Here is a 9,442-nt window from a genome sequence, read left to right as displayed (position 1 = left end):
GCCTCGCCACCCCCCCGTCCCGGCTGAACTCAAACCCCCAAGTGGATACCCTGGCCGGCGGGGGGGCTGCAAGGCCCCGCCCCCGCCCGCGACCTGGAGGGGGGATCCGGTCACGGGGTCCTGCTTCACACGGCTGCGGCGGGGAGGGATTCCGCCGGGGCCGCCGAGGCCCGCCTGCTGTCGGGCGACCGAAGCCGCTCGCGAACCAGCGCCGTTGGGGCCTCACCCTCCCTAACAATGCGGTCCCCGATCGGTTCCCGGGGAATCGTCCCGCCTCGCCTCCCCGCTTCGGCCGCGCGACGCCCATGCGCCGGCCGCGGATGACGCCCGCCGCCCCGTCTTGCTAACCTCCGGCCCGAATGCAGGGAGAGGTCAGCGTGGACGGACATATGGCGGCGGGTCTTCTGGGCGGCATCCGGCCCGACATCGCGCAGCTGCCGGAGAGCGGCATCGTCGAGGTGGTCAATGCCGGACGCGGCAAGCCCGACCTGATCCCGCTCTGGGTCGGCGAAGGCGACCAGCCAACGCCGGCCTTCATCGCCGAAGCGGCGAACCGCGCCCTGATCGAGGGCCAGACCTTCTACACCTGGCAGCGCGGCATCCCGCCGCTGCGCGAGGCGCTGGCCGGCTATGTCGGCCGGATCGCCGGGGCGACGGTGCCGCCGGGCCGGATCTACGTCACGGTCAGCGGCATGCAGGCGATCATGATGACCATGCAGGCGCTGGTCGGGCCGGGCGACGAGGTGGTCCTGCCCGCCCCGGTCTGGCCGAACATCTTCAGCGCCGTCGAGATCGCCGGCGGCCGCACCGTGCCGGTGCCGATCGGGGTCGAGAACGGCCATTGGCGGCTGGATCTGGACCGGCTGTTCGCCGCCTGCGGGCCGCGCACCCGCGCCCTGTTCCTGAACAGCCCCGGCAACCCGACCGGCTGGACGCTGACGGCGGAGGAGCAGAAGGCCATCCTCGAATTCTGCCGCGCCCGCGGCATCTGGATCGTCGCCGACGAGGTCTATGCCCGCTTCGTCTACGACCGTTCCGTGGCGCCGTCCTTCCTGTCGATCGCCGAGCCGGAGGACCGGCTGGTGGTGGTCAACACCTTCTCCAAGAACTGGGCGATGACCGGCTGGCGCATCGGCTGGGTGGTGGCGTCGGAGGAGCTGGGGCAGGTCTATGAGAACCTGCAGCAGTTCAACACCTCGGGGGTGCCGACCTTCCTGCAATACGGGGCTGTGGCCGCCGTCGAACAGGGAGAGTCTTTCATCCAGAGCCAGGTGGACCGCTGCCGCGCCGCGCGCGACCTGGTGATCGGCCGGCTGTCGGAGTCGCCGCGGGTGCGGCTGACCCGCCCGGACGGCGCCTTCTATCTGTTCTTCCGGGTCGAGGGCGAGCCGGACAGCCGGGCCCTGGCGCTGCGGCTGCTGCACGAGGCCAATGTCGGCCTCGCCCCCGGCTCGGCCTTCGGGCTCGGCGGCGAGGGCCATCTGCGGCTGTGCTTCGCCGGGTCGGTCGAGCGGCTGGAGACCGCGATGGACCGGCTGCTTCCCGCGCTGTCGTGACCCCCTGCCCATGATCGGGGACCGGCGGTGAACCGGGCGCTGCTGCAGCGCCTGGTCCCCAACACCCTCGCGGCCGCGACCGAGGGCCGGCTGCGCGCCGATATCGGCCCTTTCGCGCTGTTCGTCTCCAACGCCAGCGACGACCCGATCCAGAGCTTCGCCGTGCCGGTCGTCCCGGCGCCGGACTGGCGCCCGGCGGTGGCCGAGCTGCAGCAGGCCTTCGACGCCGCCGGCCGGCGCTTCCGCATCGAGTTCTTCCGCGAGCTGCACCCCGCCTTGTCCCCGACGCTCTACGCGATGGGCTATGAGCGCGAGATGGAGGCGCCGTTGATGACCCTGCATCGCGACGCCTGGCGGCCCGGCCCCGACGATCCGGCCCGGCTACTGGCGGCGGAGGACGAGGCGGCGATCGACGGGCTGATGCTGGTCCAGCGCGAGGCCTTCGACCAGCCGCTGGACGCGGCCGGCGAGGCCGATTTCCGCGTCCGATTGCGGCAGGGCCTGACCCGCGGCAGCCGGCGGGCCGCCCTCGCCCGGCTCGACGGCGTACCGGCGGCCAGCGGGCTGCTGCTGATCGGCGGCGACACGGCCGAGCTGGCGGCGGTGGGCACCCGGCCGGTCTTCCGCCGCCGCGGTCTGGCCGAGGCGGTGTGCCGCCGGCTGCTCGAGGCCTATTTTGCCGGCGGAGACCTGGTCTGGCTGTCCGCCGCGGCGGGGGCGGAGCCGCTCTACGCCAAGCTCGGATTCCACCCGGTCGGCACCCAGCTGAATTTCGGCAGAGCGGGAGCCGGCTGAGCAACCGTCCTGGCGGCTCTGGACAAATCCCGAGCCTCGTGGATTGCTGGCCGGATCGTCAAAGGAGCCGCCGCCATGTCGCTCGACCTGTGGTTCGCCTTCCTGCTCGCCGCCGGCATCGTCCTGATCATCCCCGGCCCGACCGTCACCCTGGTGCTGTCCTATGCGCTCGGCCGCGGCCGGTCCCATGCCTGGTGGATCGTGGCCGGCGTCGCGCTCGGCGACTTCACGGCGATGACCCTGTCGATGCTGGGGCTGGGCGCCTTGCTGGCCGCCTCGGCCACCGCCTTCACCGTGCTGAAATGGATCGGCGCCGCCTATCTGGTCTATCTCGGTGTCAAGCTGTGGCGCGCCGCGCCCAAGGCGGGCGGCCTGACGGCGCCGGAGGCCGGCCGGTCGCCCCGCGCCATGCTGCTGCACGCCTTCGCGGTGACCGCGCTGAACCCGAAGAGCATCGTCTTCTTCGTCGCCTTCCTGCCGCAGTTCGTGCATCCGGAGGCGCCGCTGCTGCCGCAGATGGCGGTGCTGGAAGGCACCTTCGTCACCCTCGCCGCGCTGAACGCCGCCGCCTATGCCTGGATCGGGGGCCGGCTGCGCGACACCGTCGGCAAGCCCTCGGTGCTGCGCCTGATCAACCGGGCCGGGGCCGGCGTGCTGGTCGCCGCCGGCTTCGCCACCGCCGCCTGGAACCGGGCGAATTGAGGGATCGCTCGTTGGGTTCGTATTCACGAACCCAACCTACAATGACACCACCGTCGTAGGTTGGGTTCGCGGAGGCGAACCCAACATCCGTCAGCCCTCGCCGGCCAGCGCTGCGGCGCCGCGCACCGCGCCGACCGTCACTCCCCGCCGGGTCTTGATCTCGGGTGCCAGCCAGCGGCCGGCGATCTCCGGGTCGGCGCCGTCCAGCGCGCCGATCCGCTTCAGGATCGCGGCCATGGCGACATTCGCCGCCCGCTCCGCCCCGTCCTCGATCTTGAGGGCGACGCCGAGGCCGTATTCCGGCAGGGCGGCGCAGAACACGCCCTCGGCCCCGACCTTGGTCATCACCCGGCCGCGGCAGGCCTGCATGATCTCGGTGTCGAAGCGGCCGGTGCCGGCCACCAGGAAAGGCTGCGCCGCCCAGGCCTTGCGGATGCGCAGCACCGCGGCGCGGCGCTTCTCGGGCAGATCGTCGGGATCCGCGATCCGGGCCATGGCGAAGGCCAGGCCCTCCAGCGGGATGGCGACGGTCGGGATCGAGCAGCCATCGGCCGCCCAGGGCGCGTCGCCCAGGCCGCAGCCGGTCATCTGCTCGAGCACGCCGAGGATGCGCTGCTGCACCGGATGGTCGTAGCGGATGTAGCCCTTGGTCGTCTCGCCGAGATGGACCGCGGAGGTCAGGAAGCCGGTGTGCTTGCCGGAGCAGTTGTTGTGCAGGGCCGAGGGATGCTCGTGACTGCACACCAGCGCGTGAGCCGAGCCCTCGTGGAACGGCAGATGAGTGCCGCATTCGAGATCGGATTCGGACAGGCCGATCTTCGCCAGCCAGGCGGCCACCCGCTCGACATGCCCCGGCTCGCCGCCATGCGAGGCGCAGGCCAGCGCCAGCTCCTCGTCGCCCAGGCCGAAAGCATCGGCCGCGCCGCTCTCGACCAGAGGGATCGCCTGCAGCGACTTGATCGCCGACCGGGCATAGACCGGCCGGCCGATCTCGCCCCAATGGCCGTGCACCCCGCCCTGGCCGTCGACGATCAGGGCGCTGCCGCGATGACGGCTCTCCACCACCGGGCCGCGGGTGACCTCGACCAGGATCGGCGCGCCGCCGCCGGCGAGGTCGGCGGTTCCGGCGGCATGGCCGTGGTCGTGCCCATGGGCGTGATGCTGATGGTCGGTCATGGTCGTCTCGGCGGGATGGGGCGGGGCCTTTCCGGCGCGCACCTTGCCCTTGCGCCCGCCGCGGGGCAAGGTCGGAGCCGGACGACACGGACGGGGCCCGGATGAAAGGCTATTTCGCGATCGGCTGCGAGGGCATCAGCAAGCCGATGAATGTGGGCGCCCTGCTGCGCACCGGCCATGCCTTCGGCGCGGCCTTCTGCTTCACCGTGGCGCCGGTGGCCGAGACGGTCGATTTCGGCTGGAGCGACACGTCGAGCGCCGCCGGCACGGTGCCGCTCTACACCTATCCCGACGTCGCGTCGCTGACCCTGCCGCAGGGCTGCGCGCTGGTCGGGATCGAGCTGATGGCCGGGTCCGTCGCCCTGCCGAGCTTCCGCCATCCGCGCCGGGCGGTCTATGTGCTGGGGTCGGAGCGTGGCGGCCTGTCGCCGGAGATGGTGGCGCGCTGCGACCACATCGTGCAGATCCCGACCCGCTTCTCGCTCAACCTGTCGCTGGCCGGCGCGCTGGTGATGTACGACCGGCTGATCTCGCTGGGCCGCTTCGCGCCGCGGCCGATCATGCCCGGCGGCCCGACCGAGGAGCTGCCGCCGCATGTCCATGGCGGCCCGAAGGTGGCAGAGGGCTGATCAGCCGGGCGACGACGCCAGCATCGACCGCACGGTGGAGGCCAGGGCGTCGGCGGCGTAGGGCTTGCGCAGGGTGGGCAGGTCGGCCGGCACCCCGTCCTCGACCCCGTAGCCGGTGGTGAACAGCACCTTCAGCGACGGCCGCTCGCGCCGCACCTGGGCGGCGAGCTCGGCCCCGGTCATGCCCGGCAGGCCGACATCGGTGATCATCAGGTCGAACTCGCCGCCGTCGAGCAGGCGCAGCGCCTCGGGCCCGTCCGCCGCCTCGGCGACATCGAATCCGCCGTCGGTCAGGGCCTCCACGGCGAGGAGACGCACCAGCACGTCGTCCTCGACCAGCAACACACGTCCGCCACGCATCGGTCAGCTGTTCGCTTCTTTCTCGTTCCCTGGCCGATTCATGGCGGCAAACCGGTCCGGGGGCAACCCTTCATCCCCGGCCGTCGCGTCAGTGGATCGTCGTCCCGGCCGGGACCGCATGGGCGGCGGCCTCCGGCGGCGGCACCTGGCCGGCGACCGCGGGCAGCACGATGCCGCCATCCTGCAGGGTGTCCGCCACCGCGGCGAAGGGCAGGGCGCACAGCCGGGTGGCGGCCGGCGTCAGGATGGCGCGGGCCAGGAACGGCACCCACAGCGTCTCGCCCTGCTGGTGCAGCGCCACGATGTCGAGCAGCAGCCGCTCATCCTCCGTCACCTGCCGGCAGCGCGGGCAGTTCACCTGGATGGTGCGGCCGGCGCCGTCGGCGATGAAGCCCATCAGGTCGTCCACCGCCTCGGCCGCCGCCGGGGCGCCTTCGTTGCGGAAGGCCGTGCGAAGGTTGGCGATCACGGGGATGCCGTGGCGATGGCCGGCGACCCAGGCGCGGATCGCCCACAGCACCAGCGTCTCGGCCCGGGTCAGCGGCGGCGCGCCGGCGTCGTCGCAGTCATGCGCCTCGTCGCTCATGGCAGCGCCGCCCGGACCAGGCCGAAGGATGCCTGGTTGGCCGGCATCCGCAGCGGCCGCGGCGGCGCGGCAGGCCGCTGCAGCATCACCCCCGCCTCGGCCAGGAGGCCGCCGAGCTCGGCGCACAGGCCGGCGGCGGCGCGGCAGGCGGCCGGCGACAGCATGCCGCGCAGCATCAGCGTGCCCGATACGCCCGACTGGCCGATCGCGACCAGGTCCAGGATCCGGCGCTCATCCTCGGTGACGGTGAAGGCGCAGGGCACCCCGATCTGCACCCGCCGCTCGGCGCCGAAGCCGATGATGCGGGTCAAAAGGCCGATCCGCTCCGCCGCCGCCTCGGCGCCGACCTTGCGGAAGGCCAGCAGCACCGGATGGTCGGTCGGCGCCCCGGTCTTCAGCCCGACGACGCTGAGCCGCAACGCCCACAGCACCAGCTGCTCGGCAAAAGGCAGGGCGCGGCGGTCGCTCGGCTCGGTGATCTGGTCCTCGTCCATTCTGGACTCTCCGTGTGAACGGTCGGCCTATTTGAGAACGATTATCAATCGCGAATCAAGCCCCCTCGTGTTTCCGGCCGTAACCAGGTGCCGGACCGGGCCGAACCGGGAGGCAGGTTTCCGTCTCAGAGACAGGACATGACCCGACCGCTCCTCGCCGGCCTGCTCGCCCTGGCCGCGCTGTCCGCTCCCGCCGCCGTCGCCGCCGAGCGGCCGGTGGTGGTGGAGCTGTTCACCTCCCAGGGCTGTTCCTCCTGCCCGCCCGCCGACGCGCTGCTGGCGACGCTGGCCGACCGGCCGGGGGTGCTGCCGCTGGCCTTCCATGTCGACTACTGGAACCGGCTGGGCTGGACGGACCCGTTCTCCAGCGCCTGGGCCACGGCGCGGCAGAGCGCCTATGCCGCGCAGATGGGGTCGGGCCAGGTCTACACGCCGCAGGCGGTGGTCGATGGCGGCCGCGATGTCGTCGGCTCCGACCGCGAGGCGATGGAATCGGCGATCGCCGACGCCCGCTCCGACCCGTCGGTGCCGCTCGCCCTCACGGCGTCGGACTCGGCGCTGCAGGTGGCGGTGGACCCCGCCGCCCCGGCGGATGCGGTGCTGTGGCTGGTCGGCTTCGACGACCGGCACGAGACGCCGGTGCGGCGGGGCGAGAACGCCGGGCAGACCCTGGTCGACCGCAATGTCGTGCGCAGCCTGACCCGGCTGGACGGCTGGTCGCCCGGCGGCACCATCGCGGCGGCGCGGCCGGCCGGCGATCGGGCGGCCGTGCTGCTGCAGGCGGCGGACGGCCGGATCCTGGGGGCGGCCCGGCTGTAGCCGGGGCCGTCTGGTCAGCCGGCCTGGCCGGCCGGGCGCGGCGCGAACAGGCCGAACAGGCGGCGGTTCAGCAGCGTGCCCAGCCCGACCAGCAGCGCCACGGCACCGCCATGCCAGATCAGGACCATCAGCGTGGCCTCGTCGCCATGGAACATCGAGACGCCGCAGGCCGACAGCGCCGACGCGGCCAGCAATCCGCTGGCGATCGTCGCGACCGGCCGCACCGGCCCTGCAAGACGCAGCATCGCCAGAAGCACCAGCGACAGCGGGATGCTGATCAGCAGGATCGACCGGAAGCAGAAGAAGCTGACCCCGAGCGCGAAGCCGTCCGGCCCGTGGCGCACCCAGTCCGTCATGCAGCCGTAGCCGATGGAGAAGAGCCAGAGCGCCAGGCCGGGCAGCGGCAGCAGCGCCCAGGCGCGCGACCGGTCCGGCAGGCTGACATAGAAGGCGGCGACGGCCGCGAGGATGCCGGTCAGCATCGAGCCCGCCCACTCCAGCTGGTAGTGGGTCTCGCCCATCTCATCCATGAAATCGGGCCGGATCCCGAAGGCCGCGACGACGGTTCCGATCACCAGGACGGCGACGAGCAGCCAGAGCAGGGCCCGCAGCATCGGCGGCCGCAAGGGACGGACCGGCCGCACATCGGCGGCCAGCTGCGCGATCAGGTCTTCGGTGCGAGTGCGCTCCGTCTCCGTCATTTCGGTCCCAACGCCCCCTTCAGCGCCTTCAGCGCGCGATGCATCGCGACCTTCAGCGCCGGCACCGACGCGCCGCTGGCGGCCGATGCCTCCTTCAGCGACATGTCCTTCAGCTTCAGAAGCTCCACCGCCTGGCGCTGGCCCGGCGGCAGCTCCGCGATCGCGCGCCGCAGCGTGATCGAATCGGCCTCCATTCCCAACTCATTCGTTTCGGGGGCGGCAAAGGTTTCCTGGAACGGCTCGATCGCCGTCTCGCGGCCGGTGGTGCGGATCTGGATGCGCACCCGGTCGACGATCCGCCGCCGGGCGATCGCCACCAGCCAGGGCTGGAAGGGCCGGGTGGGATCATAGGTCCGGCGGATATTGTGCAGGGTCAGCAGCACGTCCTGCACCGCATCCTCGGCGTCGGCCGGGCGGCGCAGCGACCGGCGGGCCAGCGCCCGCAGATAGGGGGTGATCTCGATCAGCAGCCGGTGATAGGCGGCCCGGTCGCCCGCCTGGGCCGCAACCATCAGCGCCGACCAGCCGACATCCCGCGTCGCGCCGGACGGGCTGTCTTCGTCGGGCGGGCTCATGGCAGGGGTCGGCAGGGCAATCCGGGCATCGGCGCCGAGACTAGGGCGGCGGTCGGCGGCACGCGAGCGAATTTTCCGTCATGTTTGCCCCTGTGCTAGCGGCTGCAGGATGCGGCCAGATCCAGCAGGCGATCCTTGAGCTCGGGCGCCGCATCCGGCCGCAGCGCCGGCCACAGGCTCTGGGCCCGGACCCCGTCGACCATGCAGCCGCAATAGGCATGGCACGTCTCGGTGCCGCCGCCCCGCTGCTCGCATTGCACCTGGCAGTCGATCAGGAGCGGCGCCGGGTCGGGCGGCGGCGACAGCATCGCCTGCGGGTCTCGGCCGAGCGCCATCCCGACCAGCAGCAGGAGGCCGATCAGCAGCGGCTGGTGGATCAGATAGACGGCCAGGCTGTGCCGCCCCGCCCAGCGCAGCGGCCGGCCCGGGATATCGCCGTCGACGGCGCCGCCGGGCGCGCGGGCCCGCAGCCACCAGCGGGCCGCGGCGATGCCCAGCAGCACCGGCCCGAACCAGGGGAACAGCGGCTCGTAGTCGTTGCTGCGCGGCGGCAGGGTGCCGAGCCCGGTCCACAGCAGCCAGGACGGGTCGAACAGCGTCGAACGCCACAGGATCGGCAGCGCGATCACGGCGAGACCGAGGACGAAATTCAGGACCGGCGGCAGCCGCAGGAACAAGAGGCCGAGGATGCTGGCGACGGCAATGCAGTGCAGGATGCCGAAGAAGATGAACTGGTCCGGGATCACGAACCAGGTGGCGACCGTGACTGCCGCCGCACCGGCCGCCACCTTGTTCAGCCGGATGGCCCAGCGCCGCCAGTCGCGCCCCCGCACGTCCCACAGCACCAGGCCGGCGCCGACCAGGGCCAGGAAGCTGCCGGCGATCAGGTAGCGCGCCGCGATCCAGCCGGCATCGTCCACCAGGTCCCAGTCGACGAAGCGGAAGAAACTGAGGTCCCAGGACAGGTGGTAGAGGGCCATCGCCAGCAGCGCCAGGCCGCGGAGCAGGTCGATGACCGGCAGGCGGCCGGGACGCGCTGAAGTGGCCAT

General features: G+C 72.4%; 12 protein-coding genes. 5 read left to right on the top strand and 7 right to left on the bottom strand.

Going from position 1 to position 9,442, the window contains the following annotated elements; all coding sequences use genetic code 11:
• Window positions 1-389: 389 nt before the first annotated feature.
• The 3 genes from ACFW16_RS21985 (at window position 390) to ACFW16_RS21975 (ending at window position 3,053) form a co-directional block, all read left to right on the top strand.
• Entirely contained in the window at window positions 390-1,556 is a 1,167-nt protein-coding gene (locus ACFW16_RS21985; RefSeq protein ID WP_380308967.1) for a pyridoxal phosphate-dependent aminotransferase, read from the top strand.
• A gap of 27 nt (window positions 1,557-1,583) precedes the next feature.
• Window positions 1,584-2,351 (top strand): GNAT family N-acetyltransferase, encoded by a 768-nt coding sequence (locus ACFW16_RS21980; RefSeq protein WP_380308965.1) that lies wholly within the window; start codon window positions 1,584-1,586, stop codon window positions 2,349-2,351.
• 75 nt (window positions 2,352-2,426) lie between these two features.
• Window positions 2,427-3,053, top strand: coding sequence for a LysE family translocator (locus ACFW16_RS21975; RefSeq protein WP_380308963.1), 627 nt, complete (start codon window positions 2,427-2,429; stop codon window positions 3,051-3,053).
• Between the two features lie 90 nt (window positions 3,054-3,143).
• On the opposite strand, the gene ACFW16_RS21970 is transcribed toward ACFW16_RS21975, so the two are convergent.
• Window positions 3,144-4,229 (bottom strand): asparaginase, encoded by a 1,086-nt coding sequence (locus ACFW16_RS21970; RefSeq protein ID WP_380308961.1) that lies wholly within the window; start codon window positions 4,227-4,229, stop codon window positions 3,144-3,146.
• Window positions 4,230-4,330: 101 nt separating this feature from the next.
• Here ACFW16_RS21970 and ACFW16_RS21965 point away from each other — a divergent pair, with 101 nt between their 5' ends.
• On the top strand, window positions 4,331-4,858 hold the full coding sequence (locus ACFW16_RS21965; RefSeq protein ID WP_380308960.1) for an RNA methyltransferase: 528 nt from the start codon (window positions 4,331-4,333) through the stop codon (window positions 4,856-4,858).
• Here the strand turns inward: ACFW16_RS21965 and ACFW16_RS21960 are convergent, their stop codons facing one another.
• The 3 genes from ACFW16_RS21960 to ACFW16_RS21950 all read right to left on the bottom strand — a co-directional run bounded on the left by ACFW16_RS21960 (window position 4,859) and on the right by ACFW16_RS21950 (window position 6,298).
• On the bottom strand, window positions 4,859-5,218 hold the full coding sequence (locus ACFW16_RS21960) for a response regulator (RefSeq protein ID WP_380308959.1): 360 nt from the start codon (window positions 5,216-5,218) through the stop codon (window positions 4,859-4,861). It abuts the gene before it with no gap.
• Window positions 5,219-5,306: 88 nt separating this feature from the next.
• Entirely contained in the window at window positions 5,307-5,804 is a 498-nt protein-coding gene (locus tag ACFW16_RS21955; RefSeq protein WP_380308957.1) for a hypothetical protein, read from the bottom strand.
• Window positions 5,801-6,298, bottom strand: coding sequence for a hypothetical protein (locus ACFW16_RS21950; protein WP_380308955.1), 498 nt, complete (start codon window positions 6,296-6,298; stop codon window positions 5,801-5,803). The genes ACFW16_RS21955 and ACFW16_RS21950 overlap by 4 nt, the downstream gene beginning before the upstream one ends.
• Window positions 6,299-6,436: 138 nt before the next feature.
• On the opposite strand from ACFW16_RS21950, the gene ACFW16_RS21945 reads away from it, so the two are divergent.
• Window positions 6,437-7,117: a DUF1223 domain-containing protein gene (locus tag ACFW16_RS21945; protein ID WP_380308953.1), complete on the top strand. Its 681-nt coding sequence runs from the start codon at window positions 6,437-6,439 to the stop codon at window positions 7,115-7,117.
• Window positions 7,118-7,131: 14 nt separating this feature from the next.
• Here ACFW16_RS21945 and ACFW16_RS21940 read toward each other — a convergent pair whose 3' ends face one another.
• The 3 genes from ACFW16_RS21940 to ACFW16_RS21930 form a co-directional block, all read right to left on the bottom strand.
• A complete protein-coding gene (locus ACFW16_RS21940) occupies window positions 7,132-7,818 on the bottom strand; it encodes an NrsF family protein (protein ID WP_380308951.1) in 687 nt (228 codons plus the stop codon).
• Complete coding sequence (locus ACFW16_RS21935) at window positions 7,815-8,393, bottom strand: sigma-70 family RNA polymerase sigma factor (RefSeq protein ID WP_380308949.1); 579 nt, start codon at window positions 8,391-8,393, stop codon at window positions 7,815-7,817. The genes ACFW16_RS21940 and ACFW16_RS21935 overlap by 4 nt, the downstream gene beginning before the upstream one ends.
• A gap of 95 nt (window positions 8,394-8,488) precedes the next feature.
• Window positions 8,489-9,442, bottom strand: coding sequence for a heparan-alpha-glucosaminide N-acetyltransferase (locus ACFW16_RS21930; RefSeq protein WP_380308948.1), 954 nt, complete (start codon window positions 9,440-9,442; stop codon window positions 8,489-8,491).

Origin of the sequence: Inquilinus sp. NPDC058860 (assembly GCF_042743185.1) — a bacterium.
In the GTDB taxonomy this organism is placed as follows: Bacteria; Pseudomonadota; Alphaproteobacteria; order DSM-16000; family Inquilinaceae; genus Inquilinus.
The sequence above is the reverse complement of the archived record's forward strand: the minus strand, read 5'-3'. Positions and strand labels throughout refer to the sequence as shown.

What these genes read in the sequence shown, in the direction of transcription:
- ACFW16_RS21940 (WP_380308951.1), bottom strand. Translation starts at nt 7,818, where the DNA reads ATGACGGAGACGGAGCGCACTCGCACCGAAGACCTGATCGCGCAGCTG.
- ACFW16_RS21965 (WP_380308960.1), top strand. Translation starts at nt 4,331, where the DNA reads ATGAAAGGCTATTTCGCGATCGGCTGCGAGGGCATCAGCAAGCCGATG.
- ACFW16_RS21975 (WP_380308963.1), top strand. Translation starts at nt 2,427, where the DNA reads ATGTCGCTCGACCTGTGGTTCGCCTTCCTGCTCGCCGCCGGCATCGTC.
- ACFW16_RS21930 (WP_380308948.1), bottom strand. Translation starts at nt 9,442, where the DNA reads ATGGCCACTTCAGCGCGTCCCGGCCGCCTGCCGGTCATCGACCTGCTC.
- ACFW16_RS21935 (WP_380308949.1), bottom strand. Translation starts at nt 8,393, where the DNA reads ATGAGCCCGCCCGACGAAGACAGCCCGTCCGGCGCGACGCGGGATGTC.
- ACFW16_RS21970 (WP_380308961.1), bottom strand. Translation starts at nt 4,229, where the DNA reads ATGACCGACCATCAGCATCACGCCCATGGGCACGACCACGGCCATGCC.
- ACFW16_RS21955 (WP_380308957.1), bottom strand. Translation starts at nt 5,804, where the DNA reads ATGAGCGACGAGGCGCATGACTGCGACGACGCCGGCGCGCCGCCGCTG.
- ACFW16_RS21945 (WP_380308953.1), top strand. Translation starts at nt 6,437, where the DNA reads ATGACCCGACCGCTCCTCGCCGGCCTGCTCGCCCTGGCCGCGCTGTCC.
- ACFW16_RS21950 (WP_380308955.1), bottom strand. Translation starts at nt 6,298, where the DNA reads ATGGACGAGGACCAGATCACCGAGCCGAGCGACCGCCGCGCCCTGCCT.
- ACFW16_RS21960 (WP_380308959.1), bottom strand. Translation starts at nt 5,218, where the DNA reads ATGCGTGGCGGACGTGTGTTGCTGGTCGAGGACGACGTGCTGGTGCGT.
- ACFW16_RS21985 (WP_380308967.1), top strand. Translation starts at nt 390, where the DNA reads ATGGCGGCGGGTCTTCTGGGCGGCATCCGGCCCGACATCGCGCAGCTG.